Below are 19,112 nucleotides of genomic sequence, written 5' to 3' on the forward strand. Positions count from 1 at the left end.
GCGCCGCCCCGGCCGTACGGCGGCATGAACGAGGGCCCGCACCGTCGAGCGGTACGGGCCCCCGCTTCACGAGATCACAGTCGATCGCGCGTCAGCGTGGAGGCTGACGTCAGCCGATGATCTGGATGTTCTCGCCCTGCGGGCCCTTCTGGCCCTGGGTGACGTCGAACTCGACGCGCTGACCCTCGACGAGCTCACGGAAGCCCTGGGCGACGATGTTCGAGTAGTGGGCGAAGACGTCCGGGCCGCCGCCGTCCTGCTCGATGAAGCCGAAGCCCTTTTCGCTGTTGAACCACTTCACGGTGCCGGTAGCCATAACCGTCTCCTCCTCTTGGGGCATCAGGGATCCACACCTCGTGAATCCCCAAGTAGCCGCGATCCCCATCCGGAGACTGAAACACCGGACAAAACAAATGCGCCTGTTGGTTGGTACCAGCAGGCGCACACACACGTTCATGGGAACCAAAACTGCAACTGCTTCGACTGTAGCACGGTCGCACCCCGACTGACCGGGGACTTTTGTGCCTGGCAGATCACGTTTGCCGCCCCCGGAAAACGGGGAGCGGCGCCCCGCCGGAGCGGGGCGCCGCCTGGTGTTCGCCCGCCGTTCAGACCTCGATCGGAAACGGCCGGACGTCGGTCAGTGCCGGCCGACCGGCTCCGGCGGCATCGTGGTGCCGACCCGCGGGGCCGGGCCCCCGCCGTGGCCCGGACGGGCGTCCGCGCCGTGGCCGGGCCACCAGGCCTTGTTGCCGATCAGCGCGGTGAGCGCCGGGGTGAAGAACATCGCCATCACGAAGGCCGCCAGCACGATGCCGAAGGCCATCGCGAAGCCGAACTCCAGCATGAAGGTGTTGCCGGCGAGCATGAAGGTGCCGAACGAGGCCGCCAGGATGAAGCCGGCCGCCGCGACGGTCGGGCCGCCGTGACGCAGCGCCTCCCGGGCCGCCTCGCGCGGGGAGCGGCCCGCGCGGGCCTCCTCGCGCAGACGGGCGATGATCAGGATGTTGTAGTCCGTCCCGATCGCCACCACGAAGAGGTAGATCAGGATCGGCATCATGAACATCAGGCCGGTCTCGTGGCCGATCTTCTGGAAGAGCAGCGTGGTGGCACCGAGGGTGGCGCCGAAGCCGAGGCCGACCGAGGCCATCAGGTACCAGGGGGCGACCACGCTGCGCAGCTGGAGCGCCAGGATGAGCAGGATGAGCAGCCCGGCGATCGGGAAGACCAGCTTGTAGTCGTGGGTCATCGCCAGGTTGATGTCCTTGAACACCGAGGTCAGGCCGGCGACCTTGGCCTCGGTGCCGGCCGGGGCCTGCGCGTGGGCGACGGTGCGCAGCTCGGTGACGGTGTCGATGGCCGCGTTGCTGGAGGGTTCGTCCTTGAGCATCACGGTGAACTGCGCGGTGGTGCCGTCGGCGCTGACGGTCTTGCTCTGGCCCTCGGCGGCGGGGCTGGGCAGGATCACCTGGGCGACGCCGGGGACGCCCTGGAGCTTGTCCCCGTAGGCCTTGAAGGAGGCCGGGTCGAGCTTCTTGCCGTCGGTGCTGCTCAGGTAGACCTGGCTCGGGTCGGCCGCGCCCTTGGAGTAGGCGGTGGACATGGTGTCCTGGACGACCATCGACTCCGCGGTCTTGGGCATCGAGCTGCCGGCCATGTCGAACAGGCCGTTGTAGCTCAGGGCGCCGAAGGTCAGGGCGACCAGCACACCGCCGGAGGCGATGGCGGTGAGCGCCGGGCGCTTCTGGACGGTCCGGCCGATCGCGGTGAAGCGCGCGTCGCTGGGCTCGCGCATCCACTTCTTGCCGGGCCAGAAGACGGCCCGGGCGGGGATGACGGCGAGCAGCGCCGGGGCCAGGGTGACGGAGGCCAGGGCGGTGACGACGACCGCGATGGCCAGCGCCGGGCCGAGGGCCTGGAACATGCCGAGGCTGGAGAGGATCAGCGCGGCGAAGGCGATGGTGACGGCGCCGGCCGCGGAGGCGATCGCCTCGCCGACCCGGCCGACGGCGTTGGCCACGGCCTCCTTGCGGTCGTCACCGGCCCGCAGCCGCTCGCGGTAGCGGAAGGCGAGGAAGAGGAAGTAGTCGGTGCCGACGCCGAGCACGACGACGATGAGGATCGCCATCAGGATCGGTGTGCTCTTGAGGTCGAAGGCCTTGGTGGCGTAGTTGATCAGCCCCATGGAGGTGGGGAGTCCGATGATCAGCGAGACCACGATCGGCAGCAGGCCGGCCAGGACGCTGCGGAAGATGATGCCGACGATCACGATGACCAGCAGCAGGGTGGCCATGGTGATGATGCCCTCGGCCGAGCCGGAGGCTTCCTTCTGGTCCAGGGCCTGCGCGGCGGAGCCGCCCAGCTGGAACTTCAGGTCGGTGCCGGTGGCCAGTGCCTTGCCGTCGTCGCGCAGTGCCTTGGCGACGTCCGAGATCAGGTTCTGGTCCTGCTGCTTGGCCTTGTCGATGGAGACCAGGGCCATTCCGTACTTCTGGTCCTGCGAGTAGCCCATGTCCTTGGTCGGCGGGATGATCTTCACCACGCCGTCGATCTTCTTGGCCGACAGGTCCTGGACCAGCTTGTCTATCGCGGACTTGTCACCCTCGGTGAAGACGGCGCCGTCGTTGCGCTCGAACAGGGCGAGGGCGTCCGGCGTGAAGGCGGACGGGAAGGCCCGCGACTGCAGCTCCGCGGCCTGGATGGACTCGTAGTGCCTGGGCAGGAACGACGCCTCGTCCGCCTGGGAGCTGACCTTGGGCGCCGAAGCGAAGATGGCGATCATCGCGACGAGCCACGCCGCGATCACCCACCAGGCGCGACGGACGACGAAGTGTCCTAGTCGGTGGAACATGCTCGATGCCTCCTGGGCATGGTTCACCGCAGCCCTTGGGGGACGGGACGCTGGGCGACGGCAGGACCGGCGGGAGACGCGCGCTGGCGCTCCCTGACCGGTCGGCAGGTAAGTGGGTCTGGGCGTCATCCAGCGAGCACGTGCTTGCCTCACGGCAAGGAAGCCCCCGTTGTCCAACCCCCGTTGCGGGCCGCCCCGAACGGCCCCGACCCAGTGTCTCCCGGCCGGACCTCCGTTGACCTCGTGCTCCGGGTGGAGTCTTCTCCCCCTCAGGGTGGAGTCCGCCCCCTACCTCCGAGGAGGAGTCGTCAGGGTCGCCGGGTAGGGAAGACCCCGACACCGGGGCCGGCGCGGCCGCGGGGCCCGGCCCCCGTGTGCCACCCGTGCGTCATGATGATCTCCGTCCGGAGCCCCCCGGACGGACGACGGCGGAACGGAGCCCAGCCATGATCCCCTTCGACGAGGGCCGCGCCCGGCTGCTGCTCGCCCACGCCTGCGAGTCCGCCGGACTGCCCGCCCCGGTCGGCGCCCGGCTGCTCGCGCTCGGCGAGAACGCCGTCTTCGACCTCGGCGACCCGGCCGTGGTCGCCAAGGTCGGCCGCGGCCCCGAACTGTACGAACGGGCGCACCGCGAACTGGCCGTCGCGCACTGGCTGGCCGGGCAGGACGTCCCGGTGGTCCGCCCGTACGAGGCGGTGCCGGCCGAACCGCAGCTGGCCGACGGCCACCCGGTCACCTTCTGGCACCGGCTCGCCCCCGCCGTCCGCCCGGCCCGCCCGGCCGACCTCGCCCCGCTGCTGCGCGCCCTGCACCGGCTGCCGCTGCCGCCCTTCCCGCTCGGCCACCGCGACCTGCTGGCGCCGGTCGAGCGCTGGCTGGCCTCCGCCGAGGGCCAGGTCGACCCGGCGGACGTCGACTTCCTGCGCCGCCGGCGGGAGGCCTTCGAGGCCGCCCTGCCCGACCTCGTGCCGCGGCTGCACCCCGGGGTGATCCACGGTGACGCGCTGCCCCGCAACGTCCACGTCGGCCCGGACGGGCCGGTGCTGCTCGACCTGGAGAACGTCTCGCACGACCTGCGCGAGCACGACCTGGTGGTCCTCGCGCTCAGCCACGACCGCTACGGCGTGCCCGGCGAGGAGTACCGGGCGTTCACCGAGGCCTACGGCTGGGACGTGCGGGACTGGCCCGGTTTCGCGGTGCTGCGCGGGGCCCGGGAGACCGCCAGCGCGTCCTGGGTCGCCCAGCAGGCGGCCGGGAACCCGGCGGCGCTGGCCGAGTTCCGCCGCCGGGTGGCCTCGCTCCGCGAGGGGGCCACCGAGGTGCGGTGGTACCCGTTCTGACGGTGCCCGGGTACTCCTTCTGAGCGGCGGACGCCAACCCGGTCGGGTGTGAGAAGCCTCTTAGGCCCGATCGGTCCGGCGCGCAACCGGGGCACGTACGATCGGCGTCCTGTCGCACAGTCATCCTGACCGATGGATCGGCACCCCTCTCGTCCCTCAGGAGCCGCCGCCATGCACCGGAACGCCGCCCGCCGCCCCTCCCTCCCGACCACCCGTCCTGCACAGTCGGCACGTCCGGGTCGTCCGGATCGCCCGGCCCGTCCGTCCGCCGGACGCAGTCGGCTGATCGCGGGCTGCGTCGCGGTGGCCGCCGTCCTGGGCCTGTCCGCGTGCGGCACCGCCGGCGGGGCGCTGCAGCCGGCCACCGGCGCGGCCTCCCCCGGCACCGCCTCCCCGCAGGAGCGGACGCCGACCGGCACGGCGGCCACCACCATCGCGCCCGCCCCCGGCTCGGACGCCGCCACCGACCCGGCCGCCCCGCCGGCCACCGCGAAGCCGCGCACGCCCGGCACGCCGGCCGCCTCCACCGTCGCCGCGTCCTCCACTCCCGCCGCACCGTCCACTCCCGCCGCACCCACTCCCGCCGCAGCGTCCACTCCCGCGGTGTCCGGCACTCCCGCGGCGCCGCCCACCCACCCCGGCCAGCCGGCCAAGGTGATCGGCTCCACCGCCTCCGGCGGACGCACCGTCGCCCTCACCTTCGACGACGGCCCCGGCCCGGCCACCGGCCAGATCCTCGACCTGCTCGCCCAGTACCACGTCAAGGCCACCTTCTGCGAGGTCGGCCAGAACGCCGCCGCCAACCCGGCCCTGGTCAAGCGGGTGCTGGCCGAGGGCCACCGGCTCTGCGACCACAGCGTCCACCACCCCCAGCCGTTCGAGAAGCTCTCCCACGACAAGGCGGTGTACGAGGTCGGTGCCGCCCACGACATGATCGTCAAGGCCGGCGGGCCCGGCACCGAGGTCAGCTGGTTCCGCGCACCGGGCGGCGGCTTCAACGCCGACAACGAACACATCGCGGCCGGACTCGGGATGTCCTCCCTCGGCTGGTCCGTCGACCCGCGCGACTGGTCCCGCCCCGGCGTGCCCGCCATCGTCTCCACCGTTCAGCACCAGCTCAAGCCCGGCGGCGTGATCCTGATGCACGACGGCGGCGGCGACCGCAGCCAGACCGTGGCCGCGCTCAAGCAGCTGCTGCCCTGGCTCGTCGCCCAGGGGTACACCTTCGACCTCCCCGCCGCATAAGGGAGTTGGTTCCGCGACCGGCGGCGACCGGTCGTAGGCTGGGCCGCCGTGACCGACACCGCGCCCAGCCCCGCCGAACTCGTCGCCGCCGTCCCCGGGCTCGCCCACTACCTGCGGCCCGCCACCCTGCTGCACCCGTACGCCGCGCGACCCGCGCCGGGGGCGAGCGGCATCGGCGGCCCGGCACTGTGGCCGGCCGGCGCGCCCTGGCCGCACTGCACCGCCAGGCACCCGGAGGACGAGCACCTGCTCCCCCGCAGCGCCCCCAGGCCCCCGGTCGTCCCGGTGGCCCTGGTCCCGCTCGCCCGGATCCGCGCCGAGGACGCGCCGCACCTGCCCTGGCCGGCCGGCACCGACCTGCTCCAGGTGCTCTGGTGCCCCAACGACCACGACGACATCCAGGGCGAGCGCTACTACTACGGCCCCGCCGTCGAACTCCACTGGCAGAGCGGCGCGGAGCTCTCCCCCGCCACGCCCCCGCCGCCCCGGCGCAGCGAGGAGGAGTACCTGCCGCAGCCGTGCGCGCTGCGCCCCGAACAGCTCCTCGACCTGCCCGACCGGGATGAGCTGCCCGAGGAACTCGCCCGCGCCGTCGCCGAGTTCGCCGAACGGCGGGGCATCGGGTACGAGCGCGACCACGGCCGGGCCGACGGCTGGAAGCTGGGCGGCTGGCCGTCCTGGCACTGCACCGACCTGATCCCGGTCGACTGCGCGCGGTGCGGGGCGCGGATGACGCTCCTGCTGACGGCGGCGAGCGGCGACGCCCCGGACCTCTCGCTGGGGCGGTACGGCGAACTCCACGTGTTCGTCTGCCCGGTGGACCCGGCGCACCCGGTGGGGCTGGACATCCAGGGCTGAGACTCAGCCCAGCCGCAGCCGGTAGACCTGGCGGGAGCCGCCCTCCGGTCCGGGCCCGGCGGCCTCGGCCGGCGTGAAGCCCAGCCGTTCGTAGAACACCCGGGCGCCGCCGGTCACCGCGCCGGGGTGGTCCGGGCCGAAGGTGACCACCTCGACCGTGGCCGGGGCCCGGACGTGCCGGCGCAGCACGTCCTCCACCAGTGCCCGGCCGACGCCCGTACCTCGGGCGCGCTCGGCCACCACCAGCCAGTGCAGGTGGTGCAGCGGGGGCTCGCCGCCGAACAGCAGGCCGCCGAGCAGGCCCCGGTCGTCCTCCGCCACGAGCGCGCGCCCCCGGCCGACGGACTTCTCCACCGCGCGGTGGAAGCCGGGTTCGGCCACCATCGGGCCGAACCAGTGCTCGACCTCGGCGGCGAGGGCGAGGAAGCCGGGCAGGTCCTCGGGGCGGGCCGGGCGTACGGCCGTCGTCACCGGGCCGGCCCCGGCAGCTCCTGGTCCGTCGGCCTGGAGGGCCAGCGCGGATCCACCACCGCCAGCGGGTCCTTGCCGCGGCGCAGCCAGGCCTGGAGGCCCTCGGCCCACTCCCGGTACCAGCCGATCTGCCGCGCGTGCAGGTCGGCCGGCGCCACCTCCCCCACCTCGACCGGGTAGCGCGCGGCCAGCGCGACGGCGACCCGTACGGCGGCCAGCGCGTCGCTGCCCGCCTCGTGGGCGTCCGTCAGCTCCACCCCGTACACCTCGCACACCCGCTGCAGGGTGCGTGAGCCCTTGCGGTACTTGTCCACGGCCCGGTCGATGACCAGCGCGTCCAGCACCGGCCCGACCGGTCCGCCGAGGCGCTCGGCGAGCGTCGGCAGCCCGTACCGGCGTAGCTCGGCGTCGAGCAGCGAGAGGTCGAACGGCGCGTTGAACGCCACCACCGGCCGCCCGTCCGCGATCCGCGCGCACAGCGCCGCGGCTATCTCCTCCACCGCCTCCTTGGCCTGCCGTCCCCTGCTGCGCGCCGTCGCGTCCCCGATCCCGTGGATCGCCTCCGCCTCCGCGGGGATCGGAACCCCGGGATCGAGCAGCCAGTTGGCGGCCTCCACCCGGACGGCGCCGACCGTGTCCACGAGCGCGGCCGTGACGATGCGGTCCACGGCCGGGTCGGTGCCCGTGGTCTCCAGGTCGAAGCCGACCAGTGGCTGCTGCCACCAGCTCATCAGGTGTGTCCTTCCGTCCTCCAGCGAAACAGCCCCCATCATCACCCGCCCCACCGACAACCCGACCGCCCGGGCAGCCGGTCACGGGCCCCGCCGCCCTGGGCGGTTCCTCGGATCCGAACGGCGGAGCCGGCCACGAGCACTGCCTCGGACCTGCCCGTGCTCCCTCACCGGCCCGGCGGGCGGTGTCGTACGGCCGGTCCTACCGCGTCGCGGCCGGGCCGGTCAGGGCGAGGCGGCTGGGGAGGAGACTGGCCGTCACGGCCAGGGCGAGGCACAGGGCCGCGCCGGCGCCGAGGGGGAGCCAGGGCAGGTGGAGTGCGACGGTGGCCTGCCCGGCCAGGATGCGGTGGTTGAGCAGGGCGGTGGTGCCGTACTGGGTGAGCGCGGTGACGGCGAGGGCGAGGGCGGCGGCGGTGGCCACCACCAGGACGGCCTCCAGGGCGACCATCTGCAGCACCTGTCGGCGGACCGTTCCGGCCAGGCGCAGCACGGTGAAGTCGCGGCGGCGGTCGGCGGCGCTCATCACCATGGTGTTGACGATGGCGATCAGGGCGTAGAGCAGGGCCGGGCCGAGGATGGTGGTGGTGGCGATCCAGGCGTAGTGGGCGTTGGGGTCGGGCCCTGGGTCGTGGGCGTCGGTGAGGACGCCGCCGAGCCGGTCGGCGGGTTCGGCGCTGAGGTGGACGGCGCCGGGGCGGGCGCCGTCGAGGTGGCCGTCGGCGGCGTCGCCGCTGAGCAGGATCTCGTCGAGGCCGAGTTGGGTGCGGTAGACGAGGGCGAGCCGCAGACCGGCGATGGTGCCGTCGGCGAGGCGCAGGTTGACCTGGTCGCCGAGCTTCCAGCCGTGGCCGCGCGCCTGGTCGGTGGAGGCGGCGAGGGTGGCGCCGCGCAGGTCGGCGGCGGTGCCGTCGACGGCGGGCAGGGTCCAGGCGGTGGCGAGGTCGCCGTCGACGACGGTGGCGGCGGAGGGGACGGAGGCGGGCGAGTCCTCGCCGTGGTCGTCGAAGGCGGGCCGGTCGGCGCCGAGGCCCGTGACCACGGTGGAGGTGGTGGCGGTGGCGTGCAGCCCGGGGGTGCCGGCGGTGAGCCGGCGGGCGGCGTCGGCGGGCAGCGGGGCGCCGCCGGGGCGCAGCACGTAGCGGGCGGCGGCGGTGGCCCTGCCCTGGGCGGTCATGGCGTCGGCGAAGGCGGCGGTGGAGCCGACCACGGTGCCGGTGAGCGCGATGGTGAGGAAGGCCGGGGTGGCGGTGGAGACGGTGCGGCGCACCGCGGTGAGCGCGTTCTGCCGGGCGAGCAGCGGGGCGGCGGCGGTGGCCCGGGCGAGCGGGGCGCTGAGCAGCCGGACCAGCGGCGGGACGACGACGGGCGCGAACAGGGCGATCGCGGTGATGGTGAGCAGGTCGGCGCCGAGCACCCACTGGGAGGCGAGCTGGGGGTCGTCCGGCTGGTCGCCGGGAGCGGGCGGCATGGTGGCCGCGGAGAGGTAGTAGGAGACGGTGCCCGCGAGGGCGAGCAGTCCGAGCAGGGCGAAGGCCCAGCGCGGCCGGGTCATGACCTTGCGGTCGACGGCGGCGTCGCCGAGCGCCTCGACGGCGCGCACCCGCCCGGCCCGGACGGCGGCGGTGACGGCGCCGAGCAGGGCGACCAGCAGGCCGACGGTGGCGGCGAGCAGCATCGGGCCGACGGCGGGCCGGGCGGTGAAGCCGTCGGGGGCGGCGCCGCGGGCGACCAGCCAGGCGGCGAGCGCGGGTGCGCCGGCCAGCGAGAGCAGGCAGCCGCTGACGGCGGAGACGAGGGCGACGACGGCGGCCTCGCCGGTGATCAGGCCGACGATCTGACGGGGTGTCGCGCCCACGGCGCGCAGCATCGCGATCTCCTGGCGGCGCTGGGCGACGGCGAAGGCGAAGGTGCCGGCGACGACGAAGACGGCGACGAAGGCGGCCATCGCGGAGGTGAACTGGAGCACCTTGTGGAGCGAGGGCGCGCCGAGCGGGGAGTCGTCCCCGGCGGTCTCGTTGAGGAGGCTGCCGGTGGTGGCGACCAGGGTGACGCCGAGGGTGAGGGCGACGTAGGAGCCCGCGAAGGCGGCCTTGCGGCGGCGCAGGCTCGCGGCGGCGACGGGCAGCAGGGTGCCGAACGTCGTCATGCCACCGTCTCCAGCGCGGTCATCCGCTCGGCGATCTGCGGGGCGGTGGCGCGGGGCAGGTCGTCGACGATCCGGCCGTCGGCGAGGAAGAGGACGCGGTCGGCGTAGGAGGCGGCGACCGGGTCGTGGGTGACCATGACGGTGCTCTGGCCCTCGCGGTCGACCAGGTCGCGCAGCAGGGCGAGCACGTCGCGGCTGCTGGAGCTGTCGAGGGCGCCGGTGGGCTCGTCGGCGAACAGCATCCGGGGCCTGGTGATCAGGGCGCGGGCGATGGCGACGCGCTGCTGCTGGCCGCCGGAGAGCTGGGAGGGCAGGTGGCCGGTGCGCTCGCCGAGGCCGACCTGGGTGAGGGCGCGCCGGACCTCGTCGCGGTCGGGTCGGCGACCGGCCAGGCGCAGCGGCAGGCCGACGTTCTGCTCGGCGGTGAGCGAGCCGACCAGGTTGAACGCCTGGAAGACGAAGCCGAGTTGCCGCCGGCGCAGGACGGTCAGCTGGGTCTCGTTCAGCCCGGCGAGGTCGGTGCCGTCCAGGACGACCCGGCCGCTGTCGGGGCGGTCGAGGCCGGCGCCGCACTGCAGCAGGGTGCTCTTGCCGGAGCCGGAGGGGCCCATCACGGCGGTGAAGGTCCCGCGGTCGAAGCTGACGTCCACCCCCCTGAGCGCCCGCACGGCCTCCGGGCCGGTGCCGTAGGTGCGGTGTACGTCTTCGAGGCGCAGCACAGCGGCCCCGCCCTCCCCCATGATCTTCACAGGGGCTACACCTACCACGGGCGCGTCCCCGCCGACCAGCCGACGTGGCGAATCGTGGTTGCAGGTCAGGCGCGGGGTCCGGACGCGGGCTCGCGGTGCATGGTGACGTCGATCGGGTCCTCGTGGACGACCTCGAAGCCGTGCCGTGCGTACAGCCGTTGGGCGGCGCTGCCCCGGAGGACGACGAGGCGCACCGGGTCCCCGGCGGCGTCGGCGTCGGCGAGGAGGTGGCGCAGGACGGCGGTGCCCAGGCCGCGGCCCTGGAGGTGCGGGGCGAGGTAGAACAGCTCCAGGTGGCGCCCGCCCCGCTCGTCGGGGCGGATCGTGACGCAGCCCGCGAAGGCGCCCTCGACCAGCAGCACGGAGGTGTACCGGGTGGAGAAGGACTTCCGGACGCGCTCCCGGGAACGGTCCCGGTCCCAGCGGCCGAGGCGTTCCAGGTCGGCGCGCATGACCTGGGCCTTGAGCTCGACGATGGATTCGAGGTCCTGGGGGCCGGCGGGCGCCAGGGCCCAGGCGGGGAGGCTGTTCACGGCCCGCAGTGTTCCACCGGCGGCAGCCGGCTGACCACGGGAGGTCTCACGACACGTTGCGGGAGTCCGCCCAGACGCCCTCGAACTCCTCGCGGTAGACCTCCAGCAGCCCCGGTTCGGTGCCGCCCGGCTGCTGGCCCGCCCCGCCGCGCAGGATCAGGGCGGGGGACTCCATGCCGCGGGAGCGGCGCAGGTAGGGCTGGACGACGCCGAGGTCGCGGCTCTGCCGGCGGCCGGCGACCGGTCCGCTGGGGCGGGGGCCCTCGACCAGGTAGGCGGTGAAGCGCGGGGTTTCGTCGAAGACCCGGATCTCGAAGCCGCCCTGGTCCCGCAGCCGGGCCCGGACCCTGCGCACGTGCATGATGTTCATCTCGATGGAGCGGGACAACTCGCCGCGGGAGAGACCGAGTTCGCGTTCCCGGCGGCGTACGGCGCTGCTCGCCGGGTTGAGGAACAGCAGCCGCACCCGGCAGCCCTCGCCGGCCAGGCGGACGAGCCGCTTGCCGGTGTAGTTCTGGCAGAGCATGCCGAGGCCGATGCCGAGGGCGTCCAGGCGGCGGGCGCCGTCGAGCAGGTCCTCGACGGGCAGGTCGCGCTGCAGCCGGACCCGGTCGGCGTGCACCGCGACCACGTCGGCGTAGCGGCCGGCGACGAGCGACTCCACCACGTCGGCGGGCACCCCGCCCGCGCCGCCGTCGAGGACGGCGAGCAGCCGGGCGGCGGCGCGTTCGGTCTGGGCGAGCACGGTCTGGGTGAGCACCCGGTTGCGGGAGACCACGTGCCGGGCCACTTCCAGTTCGTCCAGGGCGAGTTCGATCTCGCGCCGGTCGGCGAGGTAGGGCTCGAAGCAGGGCCAGTGCTGGACCATCAGTTCGCGCAGCTGGGGCAGGGTGAGGAAGACCAGCGGGTCGTCGTCGGCCGGGTCGAGCAGGTAGCCCTTGCGGCGGCTGACCTCGCGCACCGCGCCGGCCCGGTGGGCCCACTCCTCGCCGGCCGGTCCGGCGGCGGCGGTGACCCAGTCCTCGCCGTGGGCGGGCGCGTAGATGGGGTGCAGCACCTCGTCGACGAGGGAGCGCAGCCGCTGTTCGACCAGGTTGAGCCAGACGTAGGCGCGCCCGGACAGCCGGACCCGCTGGTAGGCGTCCTCCCACTCGCCCGCCGACCAGGCGAGCGCGGGGACCTCGACGGGGCCGCCCTGGGCGGGCACCAGGGCGCGGCCGGTCATGGTGGGCCGCATGACGACCGTGGGCGCCTCGCTGCGGGCACCGCCCCGGTCGGGGCCGTCGGGCCCGGAGCCACGCCCGCCAGCGGGGAACACCATGCGCCACCTCATCTGCGGCTGACCCCCGCGGCCGCGGGGTCCGTTGACGGGCCGTTGACAAGCACCGGTCGGCCGGGGCGGCCGGACGATCAAGGGTACTGCCCGCCGAGAGCCGTCCGCAGCCGGATGGGCGAGGGGCTCGCGCGCACCACCCGTCCCACTCTTCACAGGATTCGCCGTTGGACACCCGTTCGGGCTAACCCCGGCGCTATCTCCCGGCCGTCGGGGAAGGGCTCGGGGAGTATTGCGGGCTGTGCCGTGCGTCACGGCGCGCGAGCGTCGCACATGCCCGCCCGCCCGGCCGGGAAGAGAGCGCACGGGTCCGGGCTGATTGTCGGACTACATGCCAGTTTCCGTACGCCAGAAGGAAGTTGAGGTCGCCATGCAGGTCTGGCCCGGTAAGCCCTACCCCCTCGGTGCCACCTACGACGGGGCCGGCACCAACTTCGCGGTGTTCTCGGAGAGTGCCGACCGGATCGAGCTGTGCCTGCTCGACGAGGACGGCTCGGAGACCGCCGTCGAACTGCGCGAGACGGACGCCTTCGTCCGGCACGCCTACCTCCCGGGCGTCCAGCCCGGCCAGCGCTACGGCTTCCGCGTGCACGGCCCGTACAACCCGGGCCTGGGCCAGCGGCACAACAGCGCCAAACTGCTGCTGGACCCCTACGCCAAGGCGATGAGCGGCCACATCGACTGGGACGAGTCCGTCTACGGCTACCACTTCGGCGCACCCGAGCGCCGCAACGACCTCGACTCCGCCCCCCACACCATGCACTCGGTGGTGATCAACCCGTACTTCGACTGGGGCACCGACCACCCGCCGCGCACCGACTACCACCGCACCGTGATCTACGAGGCCCACGTCAAGGGCCTCACCCAGCTGCACCCCGGCATCCCCGAGGAGATCCGCGGCACCTACGCGGGCCTGGCCCACCCGGCGGTGATCGAGCACCTCGCCAAGCTCGGCGTCACCGCGATCGAGCTGATGCCGGTGCACCAGTTCGTCCGCGACCACCGGCTGCGCGACCTCGGCCTGGCCAACTACTGGGGTTACAACACCATCGGCTTCTTCGCCCCGCACTCCTCCTACTCCTCGGGCGGCGACCGCGGCCAGCAGGTGCAGGAGTTCAAGTCGATGGTCAAGGCGCTGCACGCGGCCGGCATCGAGGTGATCCTGGACGTCGTCTACAACCACACCGCGGAGGGCAACCACCTCGGGCCGACGCTGTCGCTGCGCGGCCTGGACAACGTCTCCTACTACCGCCTCGCCCAGGACCAGCGCTTCTACGAGGACACCACCGGCACCGGCAACAGCCTGCTGATGCGCAGCCCGCACGTGCTCCAGCTGATCATGGACTCGCTGCGCTACTGGGTCACCGAGATGCACGTGGACGGCTTCCGCTTCGACCTCGCCGCCACCCTGGCCCGCCAGTTCCACGAGGTGGACCGGCTGTCCTCGTTCTTCGACCTGGTCCAGCAGGACCCGGTGGTCTCCCAGGCCAAGCTGATCGCCGAACCCTGGGACCTCGGCGAGGGCGGCTACCAGGTCGGCAACTTCCCCCCGCTGTGGACGGAGTGGAACGGCATGTACCGGGACACCGTGCGCGACCTGTGGCGCGGCGAGAACGCCACCCTGGCCGAGTTCGGCTCCCGGCTCACCGGCTCCTCCGACCTCTACCAGGACGACGGCCGCCGCCCGATCGCCTCCATCAACTTCGTCACCTGCCACGACGGCTTCACCCTGCGCGACCTGGTCTCCTACAACGACAAGCACAACGAGGCCAACGGCGAGGACAACCGGGACGGCGAATCCTTCAACCGCTCCTGGAACTGCGGCACCGAGGGCCCCACCACCGACCCGGCCGTCGAGGAGCTGCGGGCCCGCCAGCAGCGCAACTTCATCGCCACCCTGATGCTCTCCCAGGGCGTGCCGATGCTCTCCCACGGCGACGAGCTCGGCCGCACCCAGCAGGGCAACAACAACGCGTACTGCCAGGACAACGAGCTCACCTGGGTGCACTGGCCCGAGGGCGAGGGGCCGGAGGCCCGGCTGCTGGAGTTCACCCAGGGGATGATCTGGCTGCGCCGCGACCACCCGGTGTTCCGGCGCCGGCGCTTCTTCCACGGGCGGCCGGTGCCCGGGGGGCACGGCGCCGGGGCCCCCGCCCCGAACGGCTACGACGACCTCACCGACATCGCCTGGTTCACCCCCGCCGGGGAGGAGATGACCAAGCGCAACTGGGGCGCCAGCTACGCCAAGTCGCTGACCGTCTTCCTGAACGGCTACGCCATCTCCGAGCCGGACCGGCGCGGCGGGCGGATCGTCGACGACTCCTTCCTGCTGATGTTCAACGCCCACTTCGAGCCGCTGGAGTTCACCGTGCCCGCCGACTACGGGAAGGAGTGGCAGGTCGTGGTCGACACCGCCCAACCCCGGCTGCCCGCCCCCGGGACCGGGGCCCGGGTCAAGGCGGGGGACGCGCTGTGGCTCACCGACCGCTCACTCATGGTGCTGCAGCGACCGGCCTGATCCCCCGGGCGCTCACCTGTTCGGATCAGCAGCGGGTCTTGGCGGCGGGTCCGGCCGGGTACCTATGGACCTATGACCTCCGCCGCCGAGCCCGCGCAGCCCCGCCCGGCCGCTACCCACCCCGCGCCGCCGCCCCCGACCCCGACCCCGCCCCCCACCGCCTCCTACCGGCTCCAGCTCCAACCCGGCTTCACCCTCCACGACGCCACCGCCGCCGTCCCGTACCTGGCCGCCCTCGGGGTCTCCCACCTGCACCTCTCCCCGCTGCTGGAGGCCGCCCCCGGCTCCACCCACGGCTACGACACCGTCGACCACACCCGGATCAGCGAGCAGCTCGGCGGCGAGACCGCCCTGCGCGCCCTGGCCGCCGAGGCGCACCGGCACGGCCTGCGGCTGATCGCCGACGTGGTGCCCAACCACATGGCCGTGCCCGTCCCCGAGCGGCTCAACCAGCCGCTCTGGGAGGTGCTGCGGGACGGCCCCGACTCGCCGTACGCCCGCTGGTTCGACATCGACTGGACCGCCCAGCCCGGCCCCGCCGACGCCCCCGGGCGCGGGCGGGTGCTGCTGCCGCTGCTCGGCGACCGGCTCGGCGCCGTCCTGGACCAGCTGACCGTGGACGGCGACCGGCTGCGCTACCACCAGCACGAGCTGCCGCTGCGCCCCGGCACCGAGCACCTGCCGCTGCCCGAGCTGCTCGCCCACCAGTGGTACCGGCCGGCCTGGTGGCGGCTGGCCCGCACCGAGCTCAACTACCGGCGCTTCTTCACCGTCAACGAACTGATCGCCGTCCGGGTCGAGGAGCCGGAGGTCTTCGCCGCCACCCACGCCGTCCTGCTGCGGCTGCACGCCGACGGAGTCCTGGACGGCTTCCGGATCGACCACCCGGACGGGCTCGCCGACCCGCGCGGCTACCTGGAGCGCCTCGCCGAGGCCACCGGCGGCGCCTACGTCGTGGTCGAGAAGATCCTCACCGGCGAGGAGCGGCTGCCCGAGGACTGGCCGGTCGCGGGCACGACCGGCTACGACGCGCTGCGCCGGATCGACGGCGTGCTCATCGACCACGCGGGCGCCTGCCGGCTCGCCGGCGCGTACGAGTCCTTCCTGCACGGCGGGCCGGTGCGCGACCTGTGCCAGGACCCGCACCCGGCGATCGCCGCCGCCCGGTGCGGCCGGGCCGACATGACCGGGCCGGGCGGCGAGCTGACCTCCGAGGTCGAGCGGCTGGTCCGGATCGCGCTGCGGATCGGCGCCGCCGAACCGGCCCACGCCGACCACGCGCCCGGGCAGCTGCGGGCGGCGCTGCGGCGGCTGCTCACCGACTACCCGGTGTACCGGCCGTACGCGCGGCCCGGGGAGCCCGTCTTCGACGACCCGCTGCAGGCCACCGGCTCGCTCGGCCCGGACGGCGGGCTCGCTCCGGACGGCGCGCTCGGCCCGGACGGCTCGCTCGGCCCCGACGGCGCCACGGACCCCACCGAGCGCCTGGTCGCCGCGCTCGCCCTCGGGGAACTGGGCCGCAGCGCCGACAAGGACGAGTTCTGCGTGCGCTTCGCCCAGACCGCCGCCGCCGTGGCCGCCAAGGGCGTCGAGGACACCGCCTTCTACCGCTGGAACGCCCTGCCCGGCCTCAACGAGGTCGGCGGCGAGCCCGCCAGGCCCGGGCTGCACCCCGCCGACTTCCACGACTGGTGCCGGTACCTGGAGCGCACCTGGCCGCACAGCATGACGGTGCTCTCCACCCACGACACCAAGCGCAGCGCCGACGCCCGGGCCCGGCTCGCCGTCCTCGCCGAGCAGCCCGAGGCCTGGGCCGCCGAGGCCGCCGCCTGGTCCACCGCCGCCGGGCCCGGCTTCGACCGGGACGCCGACTGGGTGCTCTGGCACACCCTGGTCGCCGCCTGGCCGATCACCCCCGACCGGCTGGTCGCCGCCCTGCTCAAGGCCGCCCGCGAGGCCAAGCTGCACACCTCCTGGACGAACCCCGACCCCGGGTACGAGCAGGCCCTGGAGCAGCGGGCCCGCGCCGTCTTCGGCAACGCCGGGCTGCTCCCCCGGATCGAGGGCCTGGTCCACTCCCTCGCCCCGTACGCCCGCTCCAACACCCTGGCCGCCGCCCTGCTGCACCTGACCGTCCCGGGCGTGCCGGACCTCTACCAGGGCAGCGAGGAGCCGCTGTACACCCTGGTCGACCCGGACAACCGGGGCGTGGTGGACCTCGGCGCGCTGGCCGTACGGCTCACCGACGCGGCCACCCCGCGGCCCGGCGACCTCGCCCGGGAGAAACTGCACCTGACCGCCACCGCCCTGCACCTGCGCCGCTCCGGCCCGCTCGGCGCCTACCGGCCGCTCGCCGCCCCCGACCACCTGCTGGCCTTCGCCCGGGGCGATGACGTGGTCACCGCCGTCACCCGGCTGCCGTACGGGCTGGCCCGGTCCGGCGGCTGGCGCGGCGAGGTGCTGGAGCTGCCGGCCGGCGGCCCGTGGACCGACCAGCTGTCGCTGCGCAGCTTCCCGGCCGGACCGGTGCCGGTGGCGGAGCTGCTGGCGACGTATCCGGTGGCACTGCTGAGCAGGAGGGGCTGAGGATGTCGCGCTACGAGGTCTGGGCGCCGTACGCGACCTCCTCGGTCTCGGTCGAGGTCGACGGCGGCGCGCACGAGTTGGCCCGCTGCCCGGACCGGGACGGCTGGTGGACGGGCGAGGCCCCCGAGGGCGACTACGCCTTCCGGCTGGACGGCGGCCCGCCGCTGCCCGACCCCCGCTCGCCCCGGCAGCCGTACGGCCCGGACGGCCCCAGCCGGGCGGTGGACCACGCCGCCTTCCGCTGGTCCCGGACCGGCTGGCGCGGCCGCGCGCTGCCCGGCGCGGTGCTGTACGAGCTGCACATCGGCACCTTCACCGCGCGCGGCACCTTCGACGCGGCCGCCGAACAGCTCGACCACCTGGTCGAGCTGGGCGTGGACTTCGTCGAACTGATGCCGGTCTGCCCGTTTCCCGGCAAGCACGGCTGGGGCTACGACGGGGTGTCGCTGTGGGCCGTGCACGAGCCGTACGGCGGTCCGGAGGGACTCAAGCGCTTCGTGGACGCCGCGCACCGCAAGGGCCTCGGGGTGGTGCTCGACGTGGTGCACAACCACCTCGGCCCGTCCGGCAACCACCTCCCGGCGTTCGGCCCGTACTTCACCGACCGGCACCACACCCCGTGGGGCTCGGCGGTCAACCTGGACGCGCCCGGCTCCGACGAGGTGCGCGCCTACCTGATCGGCAGCGCGCTCGCCTGGCTGCGCGACTACCGGATCGACGGCCTTCGGCTGGACGCGGTGCACGCCCTCGCGGACGACCGGGCCGTCCACTTCCTGGAGGAACTGTCGTACGAGGTCGAGAGGTTGGCGGTGTCGAGCAACCGGCCGCTGTTCCTGGTCGCCGAGTCCGACCTCAACACCCCGCGCACCACCGCCGCCCGCGAGGCCGGCGGCCAGGGCCTCACCGCCCAGTGGAGCGACGACTTCCACCATGCCCTGCACTGCGCGCTCACCGGTGAATCCCAGGGCTACTACGGCGACTTCGCGCGCGAGCCGCTCGCCGCCCTGGCCAAGACCCTGCGGCGCGGCTTCTTCCACGACGGCACCTGGTCCTCCTTCCGGGAGCGCAGCCACGGGCGGCCGTTCGGCCCCGGCAGCGGCCACCGGCTGCTCGGCTACCTCCAGACCCACGACCAGGTCGGCAACCGGGCGCTCGGCGACCGGATCTCCACCTCGCTGCCCGCCGGGCGGCTGGCCTGCGGGGCCGCGCTGGTGCTCACCTCGCCGTTCACCCCGATGCTGTTCATGGGCGAGGAATGGGGCGCCGCCACCCCCTGGCAGTACTTCACCGACCACACCGACCCCGACCTCGCGGAGGCCGTCCGGCGCGGCCGGCGCCGGGAGTTCGCCGAGCACGGCTGGGCCGCCGAGGCCGTCCCGGACCCGCAGGAGCCGGCCACCGTGCTGCGCTCCGTACTCGACTGGACCGAGGCCCGGCGCGCCCCGCACAGCGAACTCCTCGCCTGGTACCGGACGTTGATCCGACTGCGGCGCGAGCGCCCGGAGCTGGCCGACCCGGACCTCGACGCGGTGCGGGTCGCCTTCGACGAGGCGGCGGGCTGGCTGGTGGTGCACCGGGGACCGTACCGGGTGGCGGTCAACCTCGGGCCGGGCGAGGCGGCGCTGCCGCTGGCGGACGCCGGGCGGGAGGTGGTGGCGGCCTTCGGGGCGGCCGCCCTGGAGGGTGCGGCGGTACGGCTGGCGGCGGACTCGGCCGCGGTCGTCCGCACCTGAGGCCCCGCCGGAGCA

At 74.2% G+C, this 19,112-nt stretch carries 14 protein-coding genes; 6 read left to right on the plus strand and 8 right to left on the minus strand.

The genetic code is table 11. The features are described 5' to 3' along the window. Positions 1–109 precede the first annotated feature (109 nt). Together ACZ6Z8_RS05265 and ACZ6Z8_RS05270 are read right to left on the minus strand one after the other, a co-directional pair. Positions 110–316 carry a cold-shock protein gene (locus ACZ6Z8_RS05265; protein ID WP_465580988.1) on the minus strand — a complete coding sequence of 69 codons (207 nt, stop codon included), beginning with the start codon at positions 314–316 and terminating at the stop codon, positions 110–112. A 324-nt stretch (positions 317–640) separates the two neighbouring features. Beyond that, a complete protein-coding gene (locus tag ACZ6Z8_RS05270; RefSeq protein ID WP_465606541.1) occupies positions 641–2,851 on the minus strand; it encodes an MMPL family transporter in 2,211 nt (736 codons plus the stop codon). A gap of 446 nt (positions 2,852–3,297) precedes the next feature. Here ACZ6Z8_RS05270 and ACZ6Z8_RS05275 point away from each other — a divergent pair, with 446 nt between their 5' ends. The 3 genes from ACZ6Z8_RS05275 to ACZ6Z8_RS05285 all read left to right on the plus strand — a co-directional run bounded on the left by ACZ6Z8_RS05275 (position 3,298) and on the right by ACZ6Z8_RS05285 (position 6,294). Then, a complete protein-coding gene (locus ACZ6Z8_RS05275; RefSeq protein WP_465606543.1) occupies positions 3,298–4,191 on the plus strand; it encodes a phosphotransferase enzyme family protein in 894 nt (297 codons plus the stop codon). A gap of 171 nt (positions 4,192–4,362) precedes the next feature. Further along, positions 4,363–5,436 (plus strand): polysaccharide deacetylase family protein, encoded by a 1,074-nt coding sequence (locus ACZ6Z8_RS05280; RefSeq protein WP_465606545.1) that lies wholly within the window; start codon positions 4,363–4,365, stop codon positions 5,434–5,436. A 48-nt stretch (positions 5,437–5,484) separates the two neighbouring features. Then, positions 5,485–6,294, plus strand: a complete 810-nt coding sequence (locus ACZ6Z8_RS05285; protein WP_465606547.1) for a YwqG family protein — start codon at positions 5,485–5,487, stop codon at positions 6,292–6,294. Positions 6,295–6,297: 3 nt separating this feature from the next. Here ACZ6Z8_RS05285 and ACZ6Z8_RS05290 read toward each other — a convergent pair whose 3' ends face one another. The 6 genes from ACZ6Z8_RS05290 to ACZ6Z8_RS05315 all read right to left on the minus strand — a co-directional run bounded on the left by ACZ6Z8_RS05290 (position 6,298) and on the right by ACZ6Z8_RS05315 (position 12,248). Next, positions 6,298–6,765 carry a GNAT family N-acetyltransferase gene (locus ACZ6Z8_RS05290; protein ID WP_465606549.1) on the minus strand — a complete coding sequence of 156 codons (468 nt, stop codon included), beginning with the start codon at positions 6,763–6,765 and terminating at the stop codon, positions 6,298–6,300. Beyond that, a complete protein-coding gene (locus ACZ6Z8_RS05295) occupies positions 6,762–7,496 on the minus strand; it encodes an exonuclease domain-containing protein (RefSeq protein ID WP_465606551.1) in 735 nt (244 codons plus the stop codon). The genes ACZ6Z8_RS05290 and ACZ6Z8_RS05295 overlap by 4 nt, the downstream gene beginning before the upstream one ends. 202 nt (positions 7,497–7,698) lie before the next feature. Further along, positions 7,699–9,645 (minus strand): ABC transporter permease, encoded by a 1,947-nt coding sequence (locus ACZ6Z8_RS05300; RefSeq protein ID WP_465606553.1) that lies wholly within the window; start codon positions 9,643–9,645, stop codon positions 7,699–7,701. Next, positions 9,642–10,385: an ABC transporter ATP-binding protein gene (locus ACZ6Z8_RS05305; protein WP_465607469.1), complete on the minus strand. Its 744-nt coding sequence runs from the start codon at positions 10,383–10,385 to the stop codon at positions 9,642–9,644. Before ACZ6Z8_RS05305 ends, ACZ6Z8_RS05300 begins: the two co-directional genes overlap by 4 nt. A gap of 74 nt (positions 10,386–10,459) precedes the next feature. Continuing rightward, a complete protein-coding gene (locus ACZ6Z8_RS05310) occupies positions 10,460–10,927 on the minus strand; it encodes a GNAT family N-acetyltransferase (RefSeq protein WP_465606555.1) in 468 nt (155 codons plus the stop codon). A 46-nt stretch (positions 10,928–10,973) separates the two neighbouring features. After that, complete coding sequence (locus ACZ6Z8_RS05315) at positions 10,974–12,248, minus strand: SAV2148 family HEPN domain-containing protein (RefSeq protein WP_465606557.1); 1,275 nt, start codon at positions 12,246–12,248, stop codon at positions 10,974–10,976. A 382-nt stretch (positions 12,249–12,630) separates the two neighbouring features. Here ACZ6Z8_RS05315 and glgX point away from each other — a divergent pair, with 382 nt between their 5' ends. The 3 genes from glgX (at position 12,631) to treZ (ending at position 19,097) form a co-directional block, all read left to right on the plus strand. Continuing rightward, positions 12,631–14,778 (plus strand): glycogen debranching protein GlgX, encoded by a 2,148-nt coding sequence (glgX, locus tag ACZ6Z8_RS05320; protein WP_465606559.1) that lies wholly within the window; start codon positions 12,631–12,633, stop codon positions 14,776–14,778. A 72-nt stretch (positions 14,779–14,850) separates the two neighbouring features. Next, positions 14,851–17,364 (plus strand): malto-oligosyltrehalose synthase, encoded by a 2,514-nt coding sequence (gene treY, locus ACZ6Z8_RS05325; protein ID WP_465606560.1) that lies wholly within the window; start codon positions 14,851–14,853, stop codon positions 17,362–17,364. A gap of 2 nt (positions 17,365–17,366) precedes the next feature. Next, the gene (gene treZ, locus ACZ6Z8_RS05330; protein WP_465606562.1) at positions 17,367–19,097 is read left to right on the plus strand and encodes a malto-oligosyltrehalose trehalohydrolase; all 1,731 of its coding nucleotides are present in this window, start codon (positions 17,367–17,369) and stop codon (positions 19,095–19,097) included. Positions 19,098–19,112 lie beyond the last annotated feature (15 nt).

Source organism: Kitasatospora sp. NPDC101108 (assembly GCF_055584725.1).

Excerpts from the sequence above, each read along its gene's own strand:
- treZ (WP_465606562.1), top strand. The coding sequence starts at position 17,367 with ATGTCGCGCTACGAGGTCTGGGCGCCGTACGCGACCTCCTCGGTCTCG.
- ACZ6Z8_RS05265 (WP_465580988.1), bottom strand. The coding sequence starts at position 316 with ATGGCTACCGGCACCGTGAAGTGGTTCAACAGCGAAAAGGGCTTCGGC.
- ACZ6Z8_RS05275 (WP_465606543.1), top strand. The coding sequence starts at position 3,298 with ATGATCCCCTTCGACGAGGGCCGCGCCCGGCTGCTGCTCGCCCACGCC.
- treY (WP_465606560.1), top strand. The coding sequence starts at position 14,851 with ATGACCTCCGCCGCCGAGCCCGCGCAGCCCCGCCCGGCCGCTACCCAC.
- ACZ6Z8_RS05305 (WP_465607469.1), bottom strand. The coding sequence starts at position 10,385 with ATGGGGGAGGGCGGGGCCGCTGTGCTGCGCCTCGAAGACGTACACCGC.
- glgX (WP_465606559.1), top strand. The coding sequence starts at position 12,631 with ATGCAGGTCTGGCCCGGTAAGCCCTACCCCCTCGGTGCCACCTACGAC.
- ACZ6Z8_RS05270 (WP_465606541.1), bottom strand. The coding sequence starts at position 2,851 with ATGTTCCACCGACTAGGACACTTCGTCGTCCGTCGCGCCTGGTGGGTG.
- ACZ6Z8_RS05300 (WP_465606553.1), bottom strand. The coding sequence starts at position 9,645 with ATGACGACGTTCGGCACCCTGCTGCCCGTCGCCGCCGCGAGCCTGCGC.
- ACZ6Z8_RS05280 (WP_465606545.1), top strand. The coding sequence starts at position 4,363 with ATGCACCGGAACGCCGCCCGCCGCCCCTCCCTCCCGACCACCCGTCCT.
- ACZ6Z8_RS05315 (WP_465606557.1), bottom strand. The coding sequence starts at position 12,248 with ATGGTGTTCCCCGCTGGCGGGCGTGGCTCCGGGCCCGACGGCCCCGAC.
- ACZ6Z8_RS05295 (WP_465606551.1), bottom strand. The coding sequence starts at position 7,496 with ATGAGCTGGTGGCAGCAGCCACTGGTCGGCTTCGACCTGGAGACCACG.